The organism is Streptomyces sp. NPDC052682, from assembly GCF_040678435.1.
Taxonomy (GTDB): Bacteria; Actinomycetota; Actinomycetes; order Streptomycetales; family Streptomycetaceae; genus Streptomyces.
In genome coordinates this window covers 87146-111460 of the sequence record NZ_JBFATS010000012.1, presented here as the reverse complement: position 1 = coordinate 111460, position 24315 = coordinate 87146, and the positions used below count along the sequence as shown (strand labels likewise).

Sequence of the window (24315 nt, the reverse complement as noted above, 5' to 3'; positions counted from 1 at the left end):
GTCACGCGGCACCCCGGAGCGGGGCGCGGGGCGCTCACTCCTCGTCGAGCAGCCCGATCTCCGCCCAGATCGTCTTGCCCTCGGCGGTGTGCCGGCTGCCCCAGCGCTGGGTGAGCTGGGCGACCAGCAGCAGGCCGCGCCCGCCCTCGTCCCAGGTCTTGGCGCGCCGCAGGTGCGGTGCCGTGGGGCTGGTGTCGGACACCTCGCAGATCAGCGTCGCCGCGTCGTGGATGAGCCGGAGCCGGATGGGCGGGGCGCCGTACCGGATGGCGTTGGTGACCAGCTCGCTCACCACCAGCTCGGCCGTGAAGGAGGCCTCGGCCAGCGCCCAGCGGTCGAGCTGGTCCAGCACCTGCTTGCGGACCGGGGAGACCAGCGACGGGTCGGCGGGAATGTCCCAGGTCGCCACCTGGGAGGCGGGCAGCCCCCGGGTGCGGGCCAGCAGCAGGGCCACGTCGTCGGCGGCGCCGCCCGGCGGGAGCAGGGCGTGCAGGACCCGGTCGCAGGTCTCCTCCAGTGAGCCGGAGGCGGGGGTCAGGGCCTCGCACAGCAGGGCGTGACTGGCGTCGACCTCCCGCTCGCGGCTCTCGATCAGCCCGTCGGTGTAGAACGCCAGCACGCTGCCCTCGCGCAGGTCGATCTCGACGCTCTCGAACGGCAGGCCGCCCAGGCCGAGCGGGGGCCCCGAGGGCAGGTCCAGCTGCCGGGCCGGACCGCCCGGCCGGACCAGGACGGGCGGCGGGTGCCCGGCCCGGGCGAGCGTGCAGCACCGCGAGACCGGGTCGTACACCGCGTACAGACAGCTCGCGCCGACCTCTCCGGGACTGCTCTCGCCGCCGGACTCCTGCGACAGCCGGACCACCAGGTCGTCGAGGTGGGTGAGCAGCTCGTCGGGGGGCAGGTCGATGTCGGCGAGGGTGCGCACGGCGGTGCGTAGCCGGCCCATGGTGGCCGAGGCCTGGATGCCGTGCCCGACGACGTCACCGACGACCATGGCGACCCGCATCCCGGACAGCGGGATCACGTCGAACCAGTCGCCGCCCACCCCCGACCGGGCGGCGGGCAGATACCGGGAGGCCGCCTCGACCGCGGCGGTGCTGGGCAGCGTCCGGGGCAGCAGGCTGCGCTGGAGGGCGACGGTCGTCTCCCGCTCGCGGGAGTAGCGGCGCGCGTTGTCGATGCAGACGGCGGCGCGCGCGGTGACGTCCTCGGCGAGCAGGACGTCGTCGTGGGTGAAGCCGTCGGGGTTGCGGAAGCGGGTGAACACCGCGACCCCGAGCGTGGTGCCGCGTGCCTGGAGCGGCACGGACATCGTGCAGTGGACGCCGTACTCCTGGACCCGGCGCGACCGCGTCTCGTCCCAGGCCAGCCACTGGTCGAGATCGCCGGTGGGCACCGAGGCGACGATCGTGTGGCCCGCGACGAGCGAGTCGGCCTGCGGGGAGGCGGCCGGGTAGACGTCGACCTGCCCCGGCTTGGCCACGGCCTCGGGGCTGCCCGGGGTGATCGACTGGTGCGCGGCGCGGCGCAGACTGACCGGGGCGGTCAGCGGGCCGTGGGGCTCCCCGCCGTACTCCTGCGGGTCGAGCAGGTCGACGCTGACGAAGTCGGCGAGCGCGGGCACGCACACGTCCGCCAGCTCCTGCGCCGTACGGGTGACGTCGAGGGTGGTGCCGATGCGCACGCTGGCCTCGTTGACCAGCTGGAGCCGCTCGCGCGCCTGGTACTGCTCGGTGAAGTCGTGCGCGGTCACGCACACGCCCCGCACCCGGCCGCCGCCGTCGGTGAGCGGCGCCAGGCGGGCCAGCCAGGCGTGCGCGCGGCTCTCGCCGCCGGCCTTCATGTACGTCTGCATGTCGTGCGGCCGGCCGGTGGCGAGCACGTGCCGGATGTGGCGTTCGAGCTCGGCGTGGGGCGCCTGGCCGCCGACCTCGGTGGGCCGCAGGCCGCGCAGCCGGGAGGCCGGCAGGGCGAGCAGGTCGGCCATCGCGTCGTTGATGCCGCGCAGCCGCAGCCGCTCGTCGAAGATCATCGTCGCGCAGGGTGACTGCGTCAGGGCCGTGCGGACCAGCGGATCCTCGACGAGGTCGTGGCCGGAGTCCTCCAGCGGGGTGACGGCGAGCCAGTCGCCGGGGCCGCCGTCCTCGGGCGGCCTGCGGTGGGCGAGCACCCACACGGCCACACTGTGCCCGTCGCGGTGGCGGAGCGTGAGCGTGCCGCTCCAACGGGCGTCGACCGGGGCGGGCGGCGAGCCGGCGCCGCCGTCGGCCAGCAAATCGGCGGCCGGACGTCCCACGACCTCGGCGGCCGTGTGGCCGAGCAGGCGGCGGGCGCCCTCGCTCCACTCTGTGAGCGTGCCGTCGGCGTCGATGACGGCCCGGGCCGCCGCGGCATCGTCGAACGGATCGTCCGGGCTCATCGTCGTCACTCCATTGCGCACACTCTCGGTGAACGGCCGCGCCACTGGCGTTCCAGCCTAGTGCGTCGGAGTCCCGCGCGTGCCGTTACCCCCGTGAGGAGGGGTGGTCCCGGCCCCCTCTCCGGCATTCGCCGGGGAGCACCGCAGGGGACGTCCGGGGCGAAGGACGCTGCCGCACCCTTGACGGGCGCATGTGACACACCGACAGAATCTGTTTGGTCACGATCAGTTGTGAGTACTTCTGGGCCCTACTGAGGGAGAGCCGCCCATGTCGGTCACTCGGAGATCGGTACTGCTCGCTTCCGCCGCCGCCCCCGCCGCCGGAGCGCTGGTGGGCGCCCCGGCGGCGTGGTCCGCCGAGGCGACGCACGGCGCGTCCGGCCGCCAGATCGTCCCGCTGCGTGACGGCTGGCGCTTCGCACTGGTCAATCCGGGTGGCATCACCGACCCGACCGGCGCCTACGCCGACGCCGCCGCCCCCGGTCACGACGACTCGGCGTGGCGCCAGGTCGCCGTCCCGCACGACTGGAGCATCGAGCAGACTCCCACCACCGAGCACGGCACGACCAGCGGCACCGGCTTCCTGCCCGGCGGCCTCGGCTGGTACCGCATCGCCTTCACCCTGCCGCCGAGCCTCGCCGGAAAGCGGATCTCGGTGGAGTTCGACGGCGTCTACATGGACTCCTACGTCTACTGCAACGGCGAGGAGGCGGGCCGCCACCCCTACGGCTACACCGGTTTCGCCCTCGACCTCACCGACCTGCTGCACACCGACGGCCGGACACGGAACGTGATCGCCGTCAAGGTCCAGAACCAGCTCCCCAGCAGCCGCTGGTACTCCGGCAGCGGCATCTACCGCGAGGCCCGCCTGGTCGTCACCGAGCCGGTGCACGTCGCGCGCTGGGGCACCCGCGTCACCACTCCGGAGATCACCGCTGAGCGGGGGGTCGTCCGGGTCGAGACCTCCGTCGTGAACGCCTCGGGCACCGGCACGGACGTGGAGGTCGTCTCCCGGATCGTCGCCCCGAACGGCCGCACGGTCGCCCGTACGTCCTCCACGGCCGCGGTCACCGACCGCACGACCGCGACCCACGAACTGACCGTCGCCCGCCCGAAGCGGTGGGACTTCGGCGCCCCGCACCGCTACACCCTGCACACCGAGCTGCGGGTCGGCGGCCGCACCACCGACACCTACCGCACGGTCTTCGGCTTCCGCACCTTCCGCTTCGACCCCGACGAGGGCTTCCACCTCAACGGCACCTACCACAAGATCAAGGGCGTCGACCTGCACCACGACCTCGGCGCGCTCGGCGCCGCCGTCAGCATCGACGCGGTCCGCCGGCAGCTGGAGATCATGCGGTCGATGGGCGTCAACGCCCTGCGCACCTCCCACAACCCGCCCGCGCCCGAGGTGATCCAGGTCTGCGAGGAGCTGGGCATCGTCATGCTGGTCGAGGCCTTCGACTGCTGGCGCACCGGGAAGAACCGGTACGACTACGGCCGCTTCTTCGACGCGTGGGCCGACCAGGACACCACCGAGATGGTCCTCGCGGCCCGCAACTCGCCCGCCGTGCTGATGTGGTCCATCGGCAACGAGGTCCCCGACTCCACCTCCACCGCCGGCCTCGCCATGGCCGACCGCATCATCGACGCGATCAGGGCCGCCGACCCCACCCGCCCGATCGTCATCGGCTCCGACAAATACCGCCGCCTGCCCGCCCGGGGCTCCGCCGCCGACCTGATGCTGGCCAAGCTGGACGGCCTGGGCCTGAACTACAACACCGCCAAGTCGGTGGACGCCCTGCACGCCGCGTACCCGCACCTGTTCCTCTTCGAGTCCGAGTCGTCCTCCGAGACGTCCACGCGCGGCACCTACCAGGAGCCCGAGCATCTCAACACCGGCGAGAACCACACGCCCGGCAGGCGCGCCACCTCGTCGTACGACAACAACCTCGCCTCCTGGACGATGAGCGGGGAGTACGGCCACAAGAAGGACCGGGACCGCAAGTGGTTCGCCGGGCAGTTCCTGTGGTCGGGCATCGACTACATCGGCGAGCCGACGCCGTACGACGTCTTCCCGGTGAAGGCCTCCTTCTTCGGCGCGGTCGACACCGCCGGCTTCCCGAAGGACATGTACTACCTGTTCCGGAGCCAGTGGACCAGCGAGCCGATGGTCCACCTGCTGCCCATGACCTGGAACCACGCCGAGGGCGACACCGTGGAGGTGTGGGCGTACTCCAACGTCGACACCGTCGAGCTGTTCCTCAACGGCAGGTCGCTGGGCGTGCGGCGGTTCGACACCAAGAAGACCGTCGACGGCCGGGAGTACCTGGAGACCACCGAGGCCACCGGTGACGACAAGACCTTCACCGACGGGCCCTACCCGGGCAGCTACACCAGCCCCAACGGCAGCGCCGGCAAGCTGCACCTGACGTGGCGGGTGCCGTTCGCGCCGGGCGAGCTGAAGGCCGTGGCCCGCAGGGACGGCAAGGCGGTCGCGACCGATGTGCTGCGCACCGCCGGAGCCCCCTGGGCGGTACGCCTCACGCCCGACCGCACGGCCCTCGCGGCCGATGGGCGTTCGCTGGTGTTCGTGACCGCCGAGGTCGTCGACCGGCGCGGGGTGGTGGTGCCCGACGCCGGGCACCTGATCTCCTTCGACGTGGCGGGCGGCTCGCTCGCCGGGCTCGACAACGGCCGGCAGGAGAGCGCCGAGCGCTACCAGGCCACCACGCGCACCGCCTTCCACGGCAAGGCGCTCGCCATCGTCCGCTCGGGCACGAGGACGGGCACGGTCAAGGTGACCGCCCGGGCCGAGGGGCTGCGCACGGGCACCGCGACCGTCCGCGCCACCCCGGCCGCCGACCGGGCGACGACCCCGCCGCCCGTGTTCCGGCCCGAGCACCCGGCACCTGTCACCTACCCGCACGCCGACGCCGGCTTCTCCGGCCGCCCGGACACCCTGCCCGCCGCCATGCTCGACGGCGACCCGGCCACCGGCTGGTCCAACGGTTTCCACAAGCAGGCCACCGCCCTGCTGCCCGCCTTCGACGGGGCCCGCACCGAGGACTGGGTGTCGGTCGACTACGGGCGCAGCCGCCGCTTCGACCGGGTCGACGTCTTCTTCACGGTGGACGCCACCCACAGCCTCCCCGCGAAGATCGAGACAGAGGTGTGGGACGGCCGGGCGTGGCGGCCGGTCCAGGACGCGCGCACCGACTGGGCCACCGCCTCCGACGCGCCGACCGTCGTCACCTTCCGCGCCGTGCGCGGCTCCCGGATCCGGCTCACCCTGACCAGCCGGTACCCCGACGAGGCCCGTGGCGCGATCCGCGTCAGCCGGCTGGAGGCGCCGGCCGCCTGAGCCGGCGCGGCGCGGCCGGCGGTCCGGGCGGGACGACGTGGGGCGACGGGCGGGGAAGAGGCGCCAACCCGTCCCGTCCGGACCGTTGACGCGGTGTCACATCTGCCACAAGCATGTCCTGCGTCCGCATCTGGGAGCGCTCCCACGCATGCCCCCGAGCGCGACCCGCACTCCCGCACCGAGGAGCCCAGACGTGAAAAGACGCAGTACCGCCCTGCTGTCCCTGACAGCTCTCTTGGCCACCGGCCTCGTCGCCCTCCCCGCCGCCCCGGCCGGGGCCGACGAGGTCGAGCAGGTCAAGAACGGCACCTTCGACACCACCACCGACCCCTGGTGGACCACGAGCAACGTCACCGGAGGCCTGTCCGACGGCAAGCTCTGCGCCGACGTCCCCGGCGGCACCGCCAACCGCTGGGACGCCGCCGTCGGGCAGAACGACATCACCCTGGTGAAGGGGGAGTCGTACCGCTTCTCGTTCAGCGCGACCGGCTCACCGGCCGGGCACGTGGTGCGGGCGATCGTCGGCCTGTCGGCGGCGCCGTACGACACCTACTACGAGGTGACTCCCCAGCTCAGCGTCTCCGGCGACAGGTACACCTACACCTTCACCTCGCCCGTCGACACCGCCCAGGGCCAGGTCGGCTTCCAGCTCGGCGGCAGCGCCGACCCGTGGCGGTTCTGCCTGGACGACGTCTCGCTGCTCGGCGGGGTGCCGCCCGAGCAGTACGAACCGGACACCGGGCCCCGGGTCCGCGTCAACCAGGTCGCCTACCTGCCCGCCGGGCCGAAGAACGCCACCCTGGTCACCGACGCCACGGCGAAGCTGCCCTGGCAGCTGAAGAACGCCGAGGGGGCGGTGGTCGCGCGGGGCTGGAGCGTGCCACGCGGGGTCGACGGCTCCTCCGGGCAGAACGTCCACTCCATCGACTTCGGCGCCTACCGCAAGCGCGGCACGGGCTTCACCCTGGTCGCCGACGGCGAGACCAGTCGCCCCTTCGACATCGGCACCCGCGCCTACGAGCGGCTGCGCCTGGACGCGGCGAAGTACTACTACACCCAGCGCAGCGGCACGCCGATCCGCGAGGAGCTGCGCCCCGGCTACGGCCGCCCGGCCGGACACGTGGGCGTCGCCCCCAACCGCGGCGACACGGACGTGCCCTGCCGGCCGGGTGAGTGCGACTACCGGCTGGACGTCTCCGGCGGCTGGTACGACGCCGGAGACCACGGCAAGTACGTCGTCAACGGCGGCATCTCCACCTGGGAGGTGCTCAGCACCTACGAACGCGCCCTGCACACCCGCACCGGGCAGCCCGGCAAGCTCGGCGACGGCAGCCTGAACATCCCGGAGAGCGGCAACAAGGTCCCGGACATCCTGGACGAGGCCCGCTGGGAGCTGGAGTTCCTGCTGAGGATGCAGGTGCCGGACGGCAAGCCGCTGGCCGGCATGGCCCACCACAAGATCCACGACGCGCAGTGGACCGGGCTGCCGCTGATGCCGCACGACGACCCGCAGCCGCGTGAGCTGCACCCGCCGACCACCGCCGCCACCCTCAACCTGGCCGCGACGGCGGCGCAGGCGGCCCGCCTGTACAAGCCGTACGACAAGGCCTTCGCGGCGAAGACGCTGGCCGCCGCGCGCAAGGCGTGGACGGCGGCCCTGGCCCACCCCGGCATCCTCGCCGACCCCGACGACGGCATCGGCGGCGGCGCCTACCCCGACAGCACCGTCACGGACGAGTTCTACTGGGCGGCGGCCGAGCTGTATCTGACCACGGGCGAGAAGGAGTTCGAGCAGTACGTCCTGAACTCCCCGGTGCACACCGCCGACATCTTCGGCCCGCTCGGCTTCGACTGGGCCCGCACGGCCGCCGCCGGACGTCTCGACCTGGCCCTGGTGCCGAGCAGGCTGCCCGGCCGGGACAAGGTCCGCGCCTCCGTCGTCCAGGGCGCCGGCCGCTACCTGGCGACCCTCAAGGCCCACCCGTACGGCATGCCGTACGCACCCGAGGACAACGTCTACGACTGGGGCTCCAACCACCAGGTCCTCAACAACGCGGTCGTCCTCGCCACCGCCTACGACCTCACCGGCGCTGCGAAGTACCGGGACGGCGCCCTGCAGTCCATGGACTACATCCTGGGCCGCAACGCGCTGAACATCTCGTACGTCACCGGCTACGGCGAGGTCAACGCGCACCGTCAGCACAGCCGCTGGTATGCCCGCCAGCTCGACCCGGCGCTGCCGGACCCGCCGGACGGCACGCTGGCCGGCGGGCCGAACTCCGGCATCCAGGACCCGCTGGCGCAGGCGAAACTGAAGGGCTGTGTCGGCCAGTTCTGCTACATCGACGACATCCAGTCGTGGGCGACCAACGAGCACACGATCAACTGGAACGCCGCCCTGACCCGCATGGCCGCCTTCGTGGCGGACCAGGCGTAGGGGAGAGCGTCAAGCGGTTCCACCGGGCCGCTCGGGAGTGCCACCGCGCCCTCCCGGGCGGCCCTGTGCTGTGCACGGCGGGACCGGCCGGACGGCGACCGTCGGCGGTCCCCGTGTGACGCGCCTCTCACCGGAGCCAGGCTGCCCGGGATGGGCCGGTACCACCGGAAGGCATATCTGACCTGGGGGTATTTACGAGTGAGTACCCGAGCGGTACCGTGAGGGCATGCCTGCTCTCAACGTGGAGTTCAGCGACCGCGAGCTGGAGGACCTGCGGCAGATCGCCAAGGAGCGCGGTACGTCCATGAAGGCGCTCGTGCGGGAGGCCGCCGCGGCCGACATAGCCCGCCACCGGGCGCTGCAGGAAGGCGCGGAGGCCTTCCGGCGGTTCTTCGCCTCCCATGCCGAGGAGTTCGCCGCCGCCTTCCCCGACGACGAACCGGCCGGCAAGGGCCAGGGGCGGGCCGCCTGACCGATGGCACCCGTCATCCATATCGACGTGCCCTGGCTGCTCCAGCGTCATGAGGAGGTCCTGCCGGACCAGCCCACCGTCAACGACTTCTCCGCGCTGGTCGCCGCCGTCGCCCGGCACCGCGTCGACCCGCCCCGCCTCGGCGTGGACTCCGACCCGGCCTGGCGGGCCGCCGCGCTGCTGCACACCCTCGCGGTGCTCCGCCCGCTGCCGTCGGCCAACGCCCGCTTCGCCTGCGCGACCGCGGTGGCGTACATGTTCGTCAGCGGTGTCGGCATCGACCCGCCCTACGGTGCCCTCGTCGACCTGGCCCGCGATCTGATGTCCGGTACGACGGACGTCTACGGGGCCGCGGACCGGCTGCGCGCCTGGCAGATCTGAGAAGCGACGGCCCCCCCGGGGCCGCCGGCCGAGGGCGGGAGGAACGGGGCCGGCGGCCCATGGCGCGCAGGAGAGCCGCCGTCCCGCACGCTGGCCTTTTGAGAAGGGCCACGCCCAGTGCACTACGCCGGCGCGTGCGCCGGGAGCGTGCGCGGCGCACCGGGTAGGGGCGTGCGATTCACACGGGGTGCGTGACAGGTCGAAAGCGCATACGAGAGGCGCTGGTTTGTCTGGTGACTGACTTTCTGTCAAAGGCGCGCAGGTTGCCCGATTGCCTTGTTGGCCGTGTGGGGGTTGTGCGAGAGTGAATCACCCGTGCGGGGGGAATGGCCGGGTGTCGCACGCGCGTTGATGAACCGGCTCCGATTCGCCGCCGGCGAATTCCTGCCCCCGCGCCCCGCCGAAAGAGGTCCGCGACCGGGACCGCTTTTCGGCGACAGAACTTCCGTGTGTCACGTGCGCGTGGGAAGGAAACCTCTCAGTGCCCACCCCCCACCCCCCTCGTCCGCCGTATCCCCCGCCCGGCGGGGATCCGGGGGAATCGGACGAAGCCCTCGCCGCCCGGCTCAGAGGCCGCCCGGACAGTGAGGCCGCCGCCCACTCCGTCGCGTTACTGATGTCGCGGCACTGGCAGCCGGTGTACGACTACGCCGTCATCTGCCTCGCCTCGTCGGCGCAGGTCGCCGCCATGGTCACCTCCACGGCCTTCCACCGGACCCTCAACCGGCTCGCCTTCGGCGAGTCCGCCGTCGCGCTGCGCCCGGCGCTCCTGGTGACCCTGCGCGACACGGTCCAGGAGTGGGCCGCGGACGACCGAATAGCCGCTGTTCTGCCGGAGTTGCACAAACCCGCCGGCGGGCGGGGTATGCGGGCGGCGAAGTCGATGACGCCCGAAAACCGCGCGCTGGCCCAGCTGTCATTCCAGGCGCTTCCCGCGGCCGCGCGCTGTTTGCTCTGGCATGCCGCAGTGGAGGCCGAACCGATAACCGTCCCGGCCGGTCTGCTGGGCATGGACACCGACACCGCGTCGGCCGTCCTCGAACAAGCGCGTGACGCATTCCGTCAGGGTTGTGTACACGCCCATCGGGAACTCGCGCCGACCAAGGACTGCCGCTTCCACAACCGTCTCCTCGACGTCCCGATCCGCCGGGGCGGTGCCCTGCTCCCGGACGTCCAGGACCATCTGGGGGAGTGCGGCCACTGCCGGAACGCGGCCGAGCAGCTGAGCCACTTCGAGGGCGGGCTGGGCCCGCTGATCGCCGAAGCGGTGCTCGGCTGGGGCGCCCGCCGCTATCTCGACTCCCGCCCGGGCCGTGCCCCGCGCGCCGGCCGCCGCGGCGGACGCCGCAGGGGCGGACCGCCCGGCGATCCCCGCCCCCGGCTCCTGTCCCGCGTCCCCGCGCCCGGCCGCCGCACCACGGGCGGCGTCCGCATCCCTCAGGTGCTGCGTTCCTCGCGCGCGCTGCTGTCGGGCGTCGGGGCCGTCTCCGCCGGGGTGCTCGCCACCGTGCTGATCGTCAGCGGCTCCTCGCAGGGCGGCTCGGGCGCCGACCCGACCGGCTCCACCAGCGCGGTCGGCGGCAGCGGGGCCGCACCGCCCGGCGCGACCGCGACCGGACCCGGAACGGCCGGGCTCCCGACGGCGGCGGCGCCGACCCGGCTGCGCAACGAGGCCACCGGCCTGTGCCTGGACGTCCGGGGCGAGACCAAGGAGGGCACGGCCGCGCGGTCGGCGGCGTGCTCGTCGGCGTGGACCCAGCAGTGGACGTACGAGGAGGACGGCCTGCTGCGCAGCGTGGCCGATCCCGGGCTGTGCCTGGACTCCCACAAGGACGCGGGCGTGGTCGTCCTCGGCACCTGTGCCGCCGCGGACGGCGAACGCGGTGACGACGTGCGCTACGACCTCACCGTGCAGGGCGAGCTGCTGCCCCGCTGGGACGAGCGGCTCGCCCTCGCCCCCACCGCCGACGCCCCGGACTCCGACCTCGTCGTCAAGGTCCGCGACCGCTCCGCCACCCAGCGCTGGCGGGCGGAGCCGGTGGCGACGGCCGAGGGCTCCCTGTCCATCGCGGGCACCGGCGCGCCGCCCGCACGCGACGCGGAGCCGTCCGACCTCTAGGCCGCCAGGGAGGAGGGCCGGGGGGTGCCCCGGCCCTCACCCGGTGCCCTCACCCGGTGCCCTCGACGAGGTCCGCCCGGCCGAGCGTGGCCGCGGTGGCGTGACCCGACAGGGCGAGGGTGAGGTCGAGCTCGGCGAGGAGACAGCGGATCACGTGCTCGACGCCCGCCTGGCCGTCCAGGGCGAGGCCGTAGACGTACGGCCGTCCCACGAGGACCGCCCGGGCGCCGAGGGCGAGGGCCTTGGCGATGTCGGCGCCGGTGCGCACGCCGCTGTCGAACAGGACGGTGAGCCGCTCGCCGACGGCGTCCACGACACCGGGCAGCGCGTCGGCCGCCGCGACGGCGCCGGCCACCTGACGGCCGCCGTGGTTGGACACGATCACCCCGTCCATCCCGGCGTCGGCGGCCAGGCGGGCGTCGTCCGGGTGCATCACACCCTTCAGGACGATCGGGCCGTCCCAGTTCTCGCGCAGGAACGCCAGGTCCGGCCAGGTCTTGGCCGGGTCCGCGAACATCCCCACGAAGTGCGCCACCGCCGCGTCCGGGTCCTCGTGCACCGGCTTGTCCAGGCCCGCCCGGAAGGCCGGGTCGGAGAAGTAGTTGGCGGTGCCCACCCCGTGCAGGAACGGCAGGTACGCCTGGTCGAGATCGCGCGGGCGCCACGCCAGCAACGGCGTGTCCAGTGTGACGACGAGCACCGTGTACCCGGCGGCCCGCGCCCGGGTCAGGAAGCTCCGGGCGACCTCGGGGTCCTTGGGCCAGTACAGCTGGAACCAGCGCTCTGCGTCGCCCATCGCCTCGGCGACCTGCTCCATCGGTGTGCTGGACGCCGAGGAGAGCACGTACGGCACGCCCTGCGCGGCGGCGGCCCGGGCGGCGGCGGACTCGGCGTCCGGATGCATGATCGACAGCACTCCGACGGGTGCCAGGGCCAGTGGCGCGGGCAGGGCGCGGCCCAGCACCTCCACCGACAGGTCGCGCTCGTGCACGTCCCGCAGCATCCGCGGCACGATGCGGCGCCGCTCCAGCGCCGCCCGGTTGGCGCGGGCCGTGCTGCCGTCGCCCGCGCTGCCCGCCACGTAACCGACCGGGCCGGGCCCGAGCCGCCGTTCGGTGAGTTCCTCCAGCCGGGTCAGATCGGTGGGCAGCCGCGGCACGGCCCCCGTCGTCCCGTTGAGGTAGATCTCGTACTGGAAGTCCGCCCAGTGCCTGGTCATCGGTACGTCCCGCCTCCCGTCGTCGCGCCCGCTCCGGTCGACCCGACGGTACCGACCGCTCTCTAGCCGTCCTCCTCCTCGGCGCCGTGCGCGGCGTCCTGCGGAGCGTCCGCGTCCGGGCCCTGGGCGCGGACCCGCTGGACGTGTTCGAGGGATTCCCGCAGTTCGGTGAGCCAGTCGTCGGTGTGGCGCTGCACCAGCCGCACGCACCAGGCCAGCGCGTCGCTGCGGCTGCGGGCCACACCGCCGGCGATGAGCGTGTCGAGGACCTGCCGCTCGGGCTGGCGCAGCCGGGTCATGACCGGGGCGGCCACGTGGGTGAACAGGGCCCGCTGCCCACCGCACTCCACGCCCCAGGACACCTTGCGCCGGAAGGCGTGCTCGGCCTCGCGGGCCACGGCCATCCGTGTCTCGCGGGTGCGTTCGCGGAACTCCTGGATCCGGCCCTGGACCGCCGCCTCCCGCTCGGCGGCCGAGGCATCCTTGGCCGGCCGCGGTTCGGGAATGCGGCCGATCACGGTGATCTCCTCGCGGTCGACCGTGAGCTCGGTCAGCTCCTCGAAGAGGTCGTCGGGGAGGCGGCCGGTGAACCAGCCGCGCAGCTTCTCTCGCTGTTCTGCCGTAATCATGTAATGACGATTACTCGTCCCGAGCATGAACACAAGAGGTCTCGAAGCAGTCACCGACGGGCGGAAGCGGAATGTTTCAGGCCTATTGCCGAACCTGTGTGTTCTGGCCATGTGGCCACATCGTGCGCCCGGCGGGGGCTCAGTTACGGGCTTTCCCCGCCCGGGCTCCCTGACTTCACGCCACTGATTCAATACGGAACGTTACTGAAACCCATGGGGTCGATGTGTGTTTCCGCGGCGGACTCGGCAGACTCGCGCTCGCCGGCCCGGCACCGACCGAGCACGGACCGGCGCCTGTCGAAACGAGCGGAAGGATGCACACAATGCGGAACACCGCGCGCTGGGCCACGACCCTCGGCCTCACGGCCGCCGCCGTCTGCGCACCCCTGGCGGGGACCGCGCTCGCCGCCCCGGGAAGTGCCCCCTCCGCGCTCTACGCCCCCTCGGCCCTGGTGCTCACCGTGGGCCACGGCGAGAGCGCCGCCACCGCCACCCCGGAACGCGCGGTCACGTTGACCTGTGCCCCCAAGCCCTCCGGCAGCCACCCGGCCGCCGCGCAGGCCTGCGCCGAACTCAGCGATGTGGGCGGCGAGTTCGACGCCCTGGGTGCCAGGGACGACGTGATGTGCACCAGGGAGTACGACCCCGTGGTCGTCACCGTCGACGGCGTCTGGCAGGGCCAGCGCGTCTCCTACGAGCGCACCTTCTCCAACGAGTGCGTGAAGAACGCCCACAGCTGGAGCGTCTTCGCGTTCTGAGACCGGGATCGCAGGGTTCCCGCGCAAGAAGCGCCCCGTGACTGGGGAGTGCGAGGCGCGGCGACGGGAACCGGCGGTCTCGTCGAGGGGGCCGGCGGGCGGAGTGGGGCCGCCCGCCGGCCTCCGGGCTCCACCGTCACACCCGGTCACCAGGGGCGCGGCGGTTCAGCTCCGGTCGCGGTGGCTGGTGTCGCACCACGGGTAGCGGCGGCTGCGGCGGCAGGTGCACAGCGCCACCTTGAAGCGGTCGGAGCGGACGGTCGTACCGTCCTCGAGCTCCACCTCCACCGGGCCCTCCACCAGCAGGGGGCCCTTGCGCCGGACGGTGATCCGGCGCGGGACGTCAGACGGGGAGTTCGGCACGGACGACCACCAGCTCTTCCTCGTTCCGGGCGGCGGGCAGCAGCCCCCGCTCCCGCAGCCACCGCTCCCGGCCGCGCAGGACGGGACCGAACGCGATCCGCCGGCGGCGGGTCACCGCGGCCTTCAGTCCAGCCGCGCGCAGCCGCTGGAGCGTCAGGTCGGGGTCGCTGAGCTCGGACTGCACCAGCAGCAGGACGCCGCCGGGCCGCAGCAGGGCGGGCGCCTCCCGGCAGATCCGGTCCAGCACCAGCCGGCCGTCCTGGCCCGCGTCCCAGGCCCGCGCCGCGCCCCGCGGCCGGCCGCCGGTGTCCGGGGAGGGCACGTAGGGCGGGTTGGCCAGGATCACGTCGAAGGTCTGGCCCCGCACGGGAGCGAACAGGTTCCCGTGCCGGATGCGCAGCGGCAGCCGGGCGCGCAGGGCGTTGAGGCGGGCGGCCCACACCGCGCGCCACGACACGTCCACCGCGGTCACCCGCGCGCCGAGCCGCGCGGCCCGCAGCGCCAGCGCGCCGCTCCCGGTGCCCACGTCGAGCACCTTCGCGCCGGGCGGCAGTGGCTCCTCGGCCAGGGCGCCGGCCAGCAGTTCGGTGTCCTCCTGCGGGGCGTACACGCCCGGCGGTATCAGCCACAACATGGAATCCAGCTACCCCGGCATTCAGGATGTATGGGCCATTTCGGGAGTCAGCGGGGTGCGCAGGGAGGACCGGCCCGCGCGCCAGTCGGCGAGCAGGCGGGCGGCGAGGCGGTCCTCGACGAACACGGTGGCGTCGATACCGAAGGCCACGTCCGGCGCCAGGTGCGGCTCGGCCTCCAGCAGCCCGCCGATGACGTCGTGGCGCACCACCTGCTCGTGCACCGCGTCGGCCTCCACATGCTCGTCGTAGAAGTGCTCGGCGGCGGGCCCGGCGCCGGTGCGTCGCATCGCCTCGGCGAGCCGCCGGGACCCGGGGGAGGAGGTGATCTCGACCGCCGCGAAGTGCCCCACCAGGGCCCCGCGCAGCGCCCGGTGCAGACCGAACAGCGACATGAGGTTCACCGTGACCAGCGCCTCGGCCGACGCCGCGTCCAGGTAGCGGCCGTACGTCGTGTCCAGCCCGAGGTCCGTCATCAGGTCGGCGAACAGCTGGGCGTGCAGCCGGTCGGGCCGGCCGCCGCCGTACTCGTCGAACTCGACCGCGGCCATCGCGGCCTTGGCCCGTCCCCACAGCCGCGGCAGCACCCAGGCGTGCGGGTCGGCCTCCTTCAGGTGGTACAGGGAGCGCTGGGCCGCGTACTCGCGCAGCTGCCACAGCTCGCCCTCGTCCCGCAGGAAGTGGGTGACGCCGGTGCCCTCGACGGGCTCGACCAGCAGGCCGGAGAGCGCGTCGGGCACGCTGTCGTGGACCCGGGCGTCGGCGCGCAGCGCGGACAGGAAGTGGTGCTCCAGTGCCGCGCGGACCCGCAGCAGGTCCGGGTCCCACTCGCGCTCCGGGGCGACGCCCGCGAAGCCGCGGTAGTGCAGCTCGTAGCAGAGGTACAGGGCCAGCTGGACGTCGTCGCCGTAGACGTCCGCCGCGGCGAACTCGGCGGGGCCCGGCAGCGGGCCCGTGCCCAGCAGGTATTCCTTGACGCGTGCGGACAGCGGCCCGCGCGGCGCCGGCAGCCGTGGTCCTTCGTGCTCGTGCTCCATGCGCCGCGGGTACCCCGGGCGCGCCGGACCAGCCGCGCGAGCCTCGCCCACGCTCGCCGTCACTCCCCGTGGGACTCCTGCTGCGCCCGCGTGTTCGGGGTGACGGCCTCGCCGGCCTCGCCCCGGTGGCGGCGCTGCTCGCCGGTGTCCCGGGTGCGCCGCTCCGCCTCCTCGACCTCGTGCAGCACTTCCTCGACGGCCGTCTCGGGCTTCTCGCCGTGGGTCTTGTCGGACACGGTGTCTCCTCCTCGACAGGTGTGGGTGCTCAGCTGGTGGCGGACGCGACGCGCAGCGGTACGGGGTTCGGCGGTGCCTCCTCCTCGTCGAGGCGGCTGACCTGCGCCCACCAGGACGGGCCGTCCTCGATGTGGCGCAGCAGGACGCCCTCGCGGATCGCCCAGGGGCAGATCGTGACCGCCTTCAGCCCGGTCAGCTTCATCGCCGTGTGCCCGACCACCGCGCCGGCCAGGCTCTGCGCGGCCCGGGGTGCGGAGATGCCGGGCAGCCGGGCGCGGTCGACGGCGGGCAGGGCGGCCAGCCGGGCGATGGCCTCCCGCAGGTCACGGCGGTGCAGATCCCGTTCGACGAACGGCCCGTGGCGTCCGGGCGCGGCCCCGCACAGCCGCCCCAGCTGCTGGAAGGTGCGGGAGGTGGCGACCGCGGTGCGCGGGCCCTCCCAGCGGATCCGGGCCGCGACGTCCCGCAGCTGGTGGCGGACCCTGCGGCGCAGCGCGCGCAGCTGCTCGGGCGACGGCGGCTCCAGGCCCCCGTCGAAGAACTCGTGGGTGAGCCGGTGCGCGCCCAGCGGCAGCGAGGCCACGAAGTCGGGCACCCGGCCCCGCCCGAAGGCGACCTCCAGCGAGCCGCCGCCGATGTCCAGCAGCGCCAGCGGCCCCGAGCGCCACCCCATCCAGCGCCGGGCCGCGAGGAACGTCAGCTCGGCCTCGACCTCGCCCGGCAGCGTGCACAGCTCCACGCCGGTGCGGGCCCGGACGGTCCGCAGCACCTCGTCACGGTTGGGGGCGCCCCGCACCACGGCCGTCGCGAACGCCAACGGGTTCGGCGCACCCCACCGGGCGGCGGTCGTGCCCGCCTCGGCGACCGCGTCGACGAGCTGGGCCACGGCGTGATCGGGCAGCGGCCCGCCCGGCCTGACCTGCTCGGACAGCCGAAGCCGCCACTTGGCGGTGTGCACCGGCAGGGGCACACCGCCCTCGGCGTCCGCCACCACGAGTCTGACCGTCTTCGATCCCACGTCCACCACGCTGATTCGCATGCGCGGTGGGTACCCATTTACGCGAGGGAGCAACGGGCCGTATCCGGCCTGCGGCGAGGACGCGCCACCGCACCGGCAGCCGCCGTCAGGCCATCTGCCGCCGCACCAGCTCGTGCAGCCGGCCGCCGGTGTCGGCGAGGAGCTGGGCGGGCGGGCCCTGCTGGACGACCTTGCCGTCCTCCATGACGATCACCCGGTCCGCGTCCAGCACCGTGGACAGGCGGTGCGCGATGACGATGCGGGTCGCGTTGAGGGCCTTGGTGGACTCGATCACCGTGCGCTGCGTCTCGTTGTCCAGGGCGCTGGTCGCCTCGTCGAAGAACAGGATGCGGGGGCGGCGGATCAGCGCCTGGGCGATCATCAGCCGCTGCCGCTGGCCCCCGGAGATCGCGCCGCTGCCGGAGACGATGGTGTGCAGGCCCATCGGCATGCGCTTGATGTCCTCGGCGAGCCCGGCCAGCTCGGCCGCCGCCATCGCCTCCTCCGGCGTGTACGGCTCGGCGCCGCAGATCACGTCAAGGATCGAGCCGGTGAAGGGCTGGGCGTGCTGGAGCACGACCCCGCACTGGCGGCGCACCGCCGACTGGTCGAGGGCGGCCAGGTCCTGCCCGTCGTACAGGACGCTGCCGGACAGCGGGCGGTCGAAGCCGATGAGCAGCCTGAGCAGGGTGGACTTGCCGCAGCCGCTGGGGCCGACGATCGCCACGAACTCGCCCGGCCGCACCGCGAACGACACATCGTCCAGGACGAGCGGGCCGTCGTCGGAATAGCGGAAGGACAGCCGGCGCGCCTCGATCGCCCCGGACAGCGGCCCGGGCCGGGTGCTGCCGCTGCGCACCTCGGGGGTGGCGTCCAGCACCGGCCTGATCTCCTCGAACAGCGGCAGCGCGGCCACCGCCGAGACGAACGCGCCGGTGATCTGGGTGACGGAGGTCAGCACCATCGTCACCGAGGTGTTGAAGGTGAGGAACGCGGCCGCCGACATCGACCCGCGCGCCGGGCCCGCCAGCAGCATGAACATCAGCAGCGTGCACACCGGCAGGTAGACCGCGCCGAGCACGGTGGTGAGGTTCTTGATCCGGCCGACCTTCTGCTGCAGCTCGCGGCTGCGCGCGAACCGGTCCGCCCAGGCGGCGTAGGCGTAGTTCTCGGCCGCCGCCACCCGCAGCTTCGGCAGGCCGCGCAGCGTCTGGAACGCCTGGTTGTTCAGCTTGTTGGTGAGTACCACCAGACGCCGCTGCCAGCGCACCTGCCACAGCCCGAGCCCGAGGAACACGGCGGCGATGACGACCAGCATCCCGACCGCGGCCAGCGCCATCGGCACGCTGAACCACAACAGCAGCCCCAGGTTCATCGCGCCCACCGTCACCGACTGCGCGACCGTGGGGGCGACCCCCGCCAGCAGCCGGCGGATGGCGCTGATGCCCATCGCCGCGCTGGCCAGCTCGCCGGTGGAGCGCTCGGTGAAGAACGTGGTGGGCAGTCTCAGCAGCCGGTCCCACACGGCCGGCTGGAGGGTGGCCTCGATACGGCCCTCCAGACGCAGCAGCGTCAGGTTCTGCAGCAGCATGAACGCCGCCGCCACCACACTGCTGAGGATCACGGCCAGGCAGACCTGCACGATCAGCCCCGTCTGCGCCTTCGGCACGAACTCGCCGAGCACCTTGCCGGTGGCGATCGGCACCAGCGCCCCGATCGCCACCGTCACCAGGCCGCTGATCACCAGGTTGGCCAGATCACCGCGGGTGCCGCGCAGACAGAACCGCAGCAGCCGCAGGGGACCGAGCCGCCGGTCGGGCAGCGGGCGGTAGAACATCACCGCGCGTGGCTCGAACTCGTCGGCGTTGGCCTTCTCGATCGGCGTCTCGCGGCCGGTGGCGGGGTGGACCGCCACATAGCCGCCGCGCCGCCACAGCAGGGCGACGGGCGCCCCGGACAGGGCGCGGCGACCGACCAGCGGTCCGACGTCGTCGCGCCACCAGCGGCCGTCCAGGCGGACGGCCCGGGTCCGCACCCGCGAGGCCAGGGCGATCCGCTCCACCGGGTCGAGCCGCTCCCCGCCGGTACCGGACGGGGCGGGCTCGGCGAGAGTGATCCCGGCCGCCTGGGCGACCAGTCTGCACGCCGCGTACGTCGCGTCGGCGTCGGCCGCGGTCGCCCGGGGGCCGGACCGTTTGCCGATGGACGCCAGCAGCGTCCGGTCGGCCTGGGCGCGCACCGCCTCACCGGCCTTGATGCCCTCGGCCGTGCGGGAGGCGTGGGTGTGTTCCAGCTGCTCGATCCAGCGGTCCAGGGTGGTCAGCAGCCGGTACTGCTGGTCCACCATGGACTGCCACAGCGCCGGGTCCATCAGCAGGTCGGCCGCGGCCTCCGCGCCGTACAGCGAGCCGTACTGCACACTGCCCGGCGGCACCTGCATCCAGAACACGTCGTCGTCGGTGACCTCCTCGGCCCGCTCGGCCAGGGGGGCCTGGAACAGCACCGACAGACTGCGGCCGACACCGAGGGCGAGGGCGTACTCCAGCGGGCTCGTGGCCGGCGGCACGTACTGCGGGTTGCCGTACTCGTCGTACGACCACGTCTGGGTGCCGGCGCCCTGGTACAGCTCGCGCAGCCCGATGCGGTGCACCACGCAGTCCCGCAGGGGGCGCGCGACCAGCGTGTGCTGGGGGCCGGGCACCGGGCCGAGCAGCAGGGAGCCCGCCTCCAGGCGCCCGAGGTGGTGCCACTGGCCCTGCTGTCCGGCGTCCACCGCGAACAGGTCCACGGCACCGGCCGCGACCAGCCACAGCACCTGCGGCCCCGCCAGGTCGAGGCGGGTGAACCCGGCGCAGTCGATCCGGGTGCCGAGCGACCCGAGCGCGCCGAGGACGTAGTCGTCGCTGTGCACGGTCGTCATCTCACCGCTCCCTGACCAGCGCGGCGTACGCGCCGCCGCGCGCCACCAGCTCCTCGTGCCGCCCGCGTTCGACGATCGTGCCGTGCTCCAGGACGACGATCTCGTCGCTGTCGCGCACGGTGCTCAGCCGGTGGGCGATCACCACGCAGGCACAGCCGCGCCTGCGCAGGTTGTCCATGACGACCAGCTCGGTCTCGGCGTCGAGCGCGCTGGTCACCTCGTCGAGGACGAGGATGCTCGGCCGGCGCACCAGGGCCCGCGCGATCTCCAGGCGCTGGCGCTGCCCGCCGGAGAAGTTGCGGCCGTCCTGCTCGACCCTGCTGTGGATGCCGCCCGGCCTGCGCATGATCACGTCGTACAGGGCGGCGTCCCTCAGCGCCTCCACCACCGCGTCGTCCGGGATGGAGGGGTCCCACAGCGCCACGTTGTCGCGGACCGTGCCCTCGAAGAGGAACACCTCCTGGTCGACGAAGGAGACGGAGGCGGCGAGCGCCCCGCGCGGGATGTCCTCGATGCGCTGCCCGTCGATGCGGATGACGCCCTCCCACGGCGTGTACAGACCCGAGATCAGCCGCGACACCGTGGACTTGCCGCTGCCCGAGCCGCCGACCAGCGCGACCTGCTCCCCGGGGCCGACCGTCAGGTCGAAGCCGGTGAGCAGCGGCTTGTCGAGCGGGTTGTAGCCGAAGGTGATGTTCTGCAGCTCCACGTGACCGGCCAGGCGGCGCGTGGAGTCGCCGGAGCCCGGGCGGCCGTAGAGCGGGTCGGCCTGGAAGTTCTCCACGTCCTTCAGCCGGGCCACGTCGGCGGCGAAGTCCTGGATGCGGCCGGCGACGCCGTTGAGGCGGGTCAGCGGCGCGGTGAAACGGGTGACCAGGGCCTGGAACGCCACCAGCAGACCGACCGAGATGTGCCCCTCGACGGCGCGCATCCCGCCGATCCACAGGATCAGGGCGCTGTTGAGGGTCGCCAGCGTCGGCGCGACCACCCCCAGCCACGCGCTCGGCACCCCGAGCCGCTGCTGCTCCTCCAGCGTGGTGGCGTGCTGCCCGGCCCACTTGCGGAAGTAGCCGTCCTCGCCGCCGGTCGCCTTCATCGTCTCGATCAGCTGCAGACCGGTGTAGGCGGTGTTGGTCAGCCGCGCGGTGTCCGCGCGCAGCTTCGCCGTCCGGGTCGCGCGCAGCCGTACGACGACGCGCATCGCCACGATGTTCAGCAGGGCCACGCCGATGCCGACGAAGGTCAGCTGCGGGTCGTAGGTGTAGAGCAGGACGGCGTACAGCACGACGACGACCGCGTCCACGCCCGCCGCCGCGAGGTCACGGGCCAGCGTCTCGGCCACGGCGTCGTTGGACTGCAGCCGCTGCACCAGGTCGGCCGGGCTGCGCTGCGAGAAGAACGTCACCGGAAGCCGCAGCAGGTGCCGCAGGAAGCGGGCGCTGGACAGGGTGGAGGAGATGATCCGGCCGTGCAGCAGATTGGCCTGCTGCAGCCAGGTCAAGGCGACCGTGAGCAGCACGCACGCCGCCATGGACGTGAACAGCACGCCCAGCAGCGAGGTCCGGTTCCCGATGAGGAACTCGTCGATGTAGGTACGGCTGAGCGCGGGCACGGCCGCGCCGACCACCACCAGCAGCAGGCTGGCCAGCACGGCGGCGGGCAGGGTGCCCGCGGTACCGCGCAGCCGGGCGGGCATCGCGCCGAGGACGCCCGGCTTGCGGCCGCCCCGGGTGAAGTCCTCGCCGGGCTCCATGACGAGGACGACACCGGTGAAGCTGCCGTCGAAGTCCTCCATCGGCACGAAACGGCGGCCCTTGCCCGGGTCGTTGATGTACACGCCCCGGCGGCCGAAGCGGCGGCCCATGCCGTCGTAGACGACGTAGTGGTTGAACTCCCAGAACAGGATGGCCGGTGCCTTCACCTCCGCGAGGGCGGCCAGGTCCATCTGCATGCCCTTGGCCGTCAGGCCGTAACTGCGCGCCGCCTTCAGCAGGTTGCTGGCGCGTGAGCCGTCCCGGGAGACGCCGCAGGCGATGCGCAGCTCCTCCAGCGGGACGTGCCGGCCGTAGTGGCCGAGCACCATCGCCAGGGAGGCGGCGCCGCACTCGACGGCCTCCATCTGCAGCACGGTGGGGGTGCGGACGGTCTTCGCGCGGGCCTTGGGCACGGTGCGTTCGGGCGGGGCGGCACGGCGTCTGCCCCGGGTCTGAGGTGCGGTGGTCACGGCAGCAGCCAATCGACGGGGTGCTGGTCGGCCAGCCGGATCGAACCCGTGGCCAGGGTCATGGAGGTCAGCTTGTACGGCGGCCCCTCCGCGGACGACCACCGGTAGCCGCTCTTCGTCCCCGGCGACGTGTCGAGGCTGACGGTGACGGCCACCGGCCTGCCCTTCTCGGTGAACTGCTCGCCCAGCCGGCTGTCCCCGAGGAACGCGCCGATCTGCTGCGCGGACTGCGCCGAGCGGTCCACCGCCTTCACATGGCCGCGCAGCACGCCGTACTCCTGGCTGGGCACCGACTGCACGGTGAGGTCGACGGCGGCGCCGTCGGGGATGGCGGCGGCGTTCTCGGCGGGCACGTACACCGTGGCGTACAGCGGGTCGCCGGCGTGGGCGACCTTCTCGACGGCGGCGACGTCCGCGCCGGTCCGGACGATCTGCCCGACGCTGGCGGCCAGCGCCGAGACCCGGCCCGCGTCCAGGGAACGGACGACCTGCTCGCCCCTGGCCGTACGGACCTTCAGCACGGGGGAGTGGGCGGGCAGCCGCTGCCCCGGCTCGGCGAGGACGGCGGTGACCTGGCCCGCGACGGGGCTCTGCAGCACGTAACTGCCCTGCCCGTGCGTGAGGACGGCGGGCGCGCTGACCGTGGAGGCCACCGAGCCGGTCACCGCCCACACCGAGGCGGCCGCCATCGCGACCACCGTCACGGACAGCACGAGCCAGCCCTGCGGGCGGGCGAAACGCACCGGCAGGTCGAGCTCCTCGGGTGACTGGAGCTTGGCGAGGGCCTGTTGGCGGAACTGCAAGGAACTTCCCTCACCCGTAGAAGACGTCGTGACAGCACGGGAGAATCCCGGAACCGCCGGCTGCGGCTCCGGGACTCAGTGGCGCGTGAGCGCGATCAGAGACCGGCGACCAGGTTGGTGACCGGGGCCGTGTTCAGGCCCGTGGTGCCCTCGACGGTGTCGACGACGGTGCCGACCACGCCGGAAACCGGGGCAATGCTGTCCACCGCGCCAGTAACGGTGTTCACGGCGTTCACGGACAGGCCACCGGAAACGGCGTCGAGCTCGGCGTCGGCGATCTCGACGGTCTCGACCTGGGGGGTGGAGTTCATGATGGAACTTCCCTTCGTATGGATATTTCACAAGGGGGGAGCGGCCCCCTCTGGGGACAGATGGACGGCCGCGACCGCGAGCGCCGGGCGCCCGTCTCCGGAAAGCCCTGGGGTGGCCCCCGCGGTGCGATGGATCAAAGCACGCCGCCGGTCCGCGCTTCCAATCAACCACCCGTCCCACCAGGCAACTTACGTCGCAGCGCACCCGAACCGTGCAGGTCCGCGCACACCTCGGCGCGGAGTTCTTCACAAGCGTCACGGCATCGGCGCACACGCGTTCTTGAATCGCTGTCAGCGAATCCGGCACTCCCTCCCCAAAGGCGTGACCGGCACCGCCGGCTGCCCGGCCGGCCGTGACTCCCGTGACCGGGTTGGGTATTCGATGTGCAGATTCCCTGAAGCCAGGAATCATTTCCGCCCTGGATACGGAAAGTCCCCGCCCGGACGCGGAGTGTGTCAGTCCAGCAGGGCGTACACCGCGCCGGCCCGGGCCGCCAGCTGCCCGGTCCGCTCCGCCGTCAGCGTGATGTCGGCGAACGCCATCCGGCGGCCGAGCTTGGTCAGCACCGCTTCGATCAGGACATCCGAACCGCTCACCGCGCGCTGGAACGACATCGACTGCTGCACCGTCGTCATCGGGCCGTAGCCGCCCCGGGCCGCCGACACCGCGATCACGGTCGCGGTGTCGGCGGCGGCCATCAGCGCCTGCCCCGACAGCCCGCCGCCGTCCCGCGCCAGCCTCTCGGACCAGGGCAGACGCAATGTCGCGCGGTCCTCGCCCACCGCCTCGGCCGACAGCCCCAGGTCGAGCACCCAGGGGGCGAAACGGGCGGACAGGATCGTGTCGGCTTCCGCGGGGGTCATCGTCATATGGGGGATTGTGCCCGCCGATCCCGCGCCGGACGCGGGAGTTGGCCGATTCGCTGTCGCGATCCGCGTGCCCGGAAACGGAATTGAACGCCCCGCGTGGCC

19 protein-coding genes are annotated in these 24315 nt (G+C 73.2%); 6 read left to right on the top strand and 13 right to left on the bottom strand.

What is annotated here, in order from left to right; all coding sequences use genetic code 11:
• Nucleotides 1-34: 34 nt before the first annotated feature.
• Nucleotides 35-2419 (bottom strand): SpoIIE family protein phosphatase, encoded by a 2385-nt coding sequence (locus AB0K80_RS20495; RefSeq protein WP_365671577.1) that lies wholly within the window; start codon nt 2417-2419, stop codon nt 35-37.
• Nucleotides 2420-2687: 268 nt separating this feature from the next.
• On the opposite strand from AB0K80_RS20495, the gene AB0K80_RS20490 reads away from it, so the two are divergent.
• The 5 genes from AB0K80_RS20490 to AB0K80_RS20470 all read left to right on the top strand — a co-directional run bounded on the left by AB0K80_RS20490 (nt 2688) and on the right by AB0K80_RS20470 (nt 11192).
• Nucleotides 2688-5783 (top strand): glycoside hydrolase family 2 TIM barrel-domain containing protein, encoded by a 3096-nt coding sequence (locus AB0K80_RS20490; protein WP_365671576.1) that lies wholly within the window; start codon nt 2688-2690, stop codon nt 5781-5783.
• Between the two features lie 193 nt (nt 5784-5976).
• Nucleotides 5977-8220: a glycoside hydrolase family 9 protein gene (locus tag AB0K80_RS20485; RefSeq protein WP_365671574.1), complete on the top strand. Its 2244-nt coding sequence runs from the start codon at nt 5977-5979 to the stop codon at nt 8218-8220.
• Nucleotides 8221-8446: 226 nt separating this feature from the next.
• Nucleotides 8447-8692, top strand: coding sequence for a hypothetical protein (locus AB0K80_RS20480; RefSeq protein WP_365671572.1), 246 nt, complete (start codon nt 8447-8449; stop codon nt 8690-8692).
• Between the two features lie 3 nt (nt 8693-8695).
• The gene (locus AB0K80_RS20475) at nt 8696-9073 is read left to right on the top strand and encodes a toxin Doc (RefSeq protein ID WP_365671570.1); all 378 of its coding nucleotides are present in this window, start codon (nt 8696-8698) and stop codon (nt 9071-9073) included.
• A 481-nt stretch (nt 9074-9554) separates the two neighbouring features.
• A complete protein-coding gene (locus AB0K80_RS20470; RefSeq protein ID WP_365671568.1) occupies nt 9555-11192 on the top strand; it encodes an RICIN domain-containing protein in 1638 nt (545 codons plus the stop codon).
• Nucleotides 11193-11241: 49 nt separating this feature from the next.
• On the opposite strand, the gene AB0K80_RS20465 is transcribed toward AB0K80_RS20470, so the two are convergent.
• Together AB0K80_RS20465 and AB0K80_RS20460 are read right to left on the bottom strand one after the other, a co-directional pair.
• A complete protein-coding gene (locus tag AB0K80_RS20465; RefSeq protein ID WP_365671566.1) occupies nt 11242-12411 on the bottom strand; it encodes a lactate 2-monooxygenase in 1170 nt (389 codons plus the stop codon).
• 62 nt (nt 12412-12473) lie between these two features.
• Entirely contained in the window at nt 12474-13040 is a 567-nt protein-coding gene (locus AB0K80_RS20460) for a hypothetical protein (protein ID WP_365671564.1), read from the bottom strand.
• 323 nt (nt 13041-13363) lie between these two features.
• Here AB0K80_RS20460 and AB0K80_RS20455 point away from each other — a divergent pair, with 323 nt between their 5' ends.
• Nucleotides 13364-13798, top strand: coding sequence for a protease inhibitor (locus tag AB0K80_RS20455; RefSeq protein WP_365671562.1), 435 nt, complete (start codon nt 13364-13366; stop codon nt 13796-13798).
• A 165-nt stretch (nt 13799-13963) separates the two neighbouring features.
• On the opposite strand, the gene AB0K80_RS20450 is transcribed toward AB0K80_RS20455, so the two are convergent.
• From AB0K80_RS20450 to AB0K80_RS20405, 10 genes are all read right to left on the bottom strand, one after another.
• Entirely contained in the window at nt 13964-14161 is a 198-nt protein-coding gene (locus AB0K80_RS20450; protein WP_365671560.1) for a CDGSH iron-sulfur domain-containing protein, read from the bottom strand.
• Nucleotides 14142-14795 carry a HemK2/MTQ2 family protein methyltransferase gene (locus AB0K80_RS20445; protein ID WP_365671558.1) on the bottom strand — a complete coding sequence of 218 codons (654 nt, stop codon included), beginning with the start codon at nt 14793-14795 and terminating at the stop codon, nt 14142-14144. Before AB0K80_RS20445 ends, AB0K80_RS20450 begins: the two co-directional genes overlap by 20 nt.
• Nucleotides 14796-14816: 21 nt before the next feature.
• Entirely contained in the window at nt 14817-15830 is a 1014-nt protein-coding gene (locus tag AB0K80_RS20440; RefSeq protein WP_365671556.1) for an iron-containing redox enzyme family protein, read from the bottom strand.
• 59 nt (nt 15831-15889) lie between these two features.
• A complete protein-coding gene (locus AB0K80_RS20435; protein WP_365671554.1) occupies nt 15890-16066 on the bottom strand; it encodes a hypothetical protein in 177 nt (58 codons plus the stop codon).
• Between the two features lie 29 nt (nt 16067-16095).
• On the bottom strand, nt 16096-17106 hold the full coding sequence (locus tag AB0K80_RS20430; protein WP_365671552.1) for a Ppx/GppA family phosphatase: 1011 nt from the start codon (nt 17104-17106) through the stop codon (nt 16096-16098).
• 85 nt (nt 17107-17191) lie between these two features.
• The gene (locus AB0K80_RS20425) at nt 17192-20005 is read right to left on the bottom strand and encodes an NHLP bacteriocin export ABC transporter permease/ATPase subunit (protein WP_365671550.1); all 2814 of its coding nucleotides are present in this window, start codon (nt 20003-20005) and stop codon (nt 17192-17194) included.
• A 1-nt stretch (nt 20006) separates the two neighbouring features.
• A complete protein-coding gene (locus AB0K80_RS20420; RefSeq protein WP_365671549.1) occupies nt 20007-22229 on the bottom strand; it encodes an NHLP family bacteriocin export ABC transporter peptidase/permease/ATPase subunit in 2223 nt (740 codons plus the stop codon).
• Nucleotides 22226-23032: an HlyD family efflux transporter periplasmic adaptor subunit gene (locus AB0K80_RS20415; protein WP_365671547.1), complete on the bottom strand. Its 807-nt coding sequence runs from the start codon at nt 23030-23032 to the stop codon at nt 22226-22228. Before AB0K80_RS20415 ends, AB0K80_RS20420 begins: the two co-directional genes overlap by 4 nt.
• A 95-nt stretch (nt 23033-23127) precedes the next feature.
• Nucleotides 23128-23343: a type A2 lantipeptide gene (locus AB0K80_RS20410; RefSeq protein ID WP_365671545.1), complete on the bottom strand. Its 216-nt coding sequence runs from the start codon at nt 23341-23343 to the stop codon at nt 23128-23130.
• A gap of 456 nt (nt 23344-23799) precedes the next feature.
• The gene (locus tag AB0K80_RS20405; RefSeq protein ID WP_365671542.1) at nt 23800-24213 is read right to left on the bottom strand and encodes a PaaI family thioesterase; all 414 of its coding nucleotides are present in this window, start codon (nt 24211-24213) and stop codon (nt 23800-23802) included.
• Nucleotides 24214-24315 lie beyond the last annotated feature (102 nt).

Excerpts from the sequence above, each read along its gene's own strand:
- AB0K80_RS20480 (WP_365671572.1), top strand. The coding sequence starts at position 8,447 with ATGCCTGCTCTCAACGTGGAGTTCAGCGACCGCGAGCTGGAGGACCTG.
- AB0K80_RS20440 (WP_365671556.1), bottom strand. The coding sequence starts at position 15,830 with ATGGAGCACGAGCACGAAGGACCACGGCTGCCGGCGCCGCGCGGGCCG.
- AB0K80_RS20465 (WP_365671566.1), bottom strand. The coding sequence starts at position 12,411 with ATGACCAGGCACTGGGCGGACTTCCAGTACGAGATCTACCTCAACGGG.
- AB0K80_RS20455 (WP_365671562.1), top strand. The coding sequence starts at position 13,364 with ATGCGGAACACCGCGCGCTGGGCCACGACCCTCGGCCTCACGGCCGCC.
- AB0K80_RS20460 (WP_365671564.1), bottom strand. The coding sequence starts at position 13,040 with ATGATTACGGCAGAACAGCGAGAGAAGCTGCGCGGCTGGTTCACCGGC.
- AB0K80_RS20405 (WP_365671542.1), bottom strand. The coding sequence starts at position 24,213 with ATGACGATGACCCCCGCGGAAGCCGACACGATCCTGTCCGCCCGTTTC.
- AB0K80_RS20410 (WP_365671545.1), bottom strand. The coding sequence starts at position 23,343 with ATGAACTCCACCCCCCAGGTCGAGACCGTCGAGATCGCCGACGCCGAG.
- AB0K80_RS20430 (WP_365671552.1), bottom strand. The coding sequence starts at position 17,106 with ATGCGAATCAGCGTGGTGGACGTGGGATCGAAGACGGTCAGACTCGTG.
- AB0K80_RS20495 (WP_365671577.1), bottom strand. The coding sequence starts at position 2,419 with ATGAGCCCGGACGATCCGTTCGACGATGCCGCGGCGGCCCGGGCCGTC.
- AB0K80_RS20425 (WP_365671550.1), bottom strand. The coding sequence starts at position 20,005 with ATGACGACCGTGCACAGCGACGACTACGTCCTCGGCGCGCTCGGGTCG.
- AB0K80_RS20490 (WP_365671576.1), top strand. The coding sequence starts at position 2,688 with ATGTCGGTCACTCGGAGATCGGTACTGCTCGCTTCCGCCGCCGCCCCC.
- AB0K80_RS20475 (WP_365671570.1), top strand. The coding sequence starts at position 8,696 with ATGGCACCCGTCATCCATATCGACGTGCCCTGGCTGCTCCAGCGTCAT.
- AB0K80_RS20445 (WP_365671558.1), bottom strand. The coding sequence starts at position 14,795 with ATGTTGTGGCTGATACCGCCGGGCGTGTACGCCCCGCAGGAGGACACC.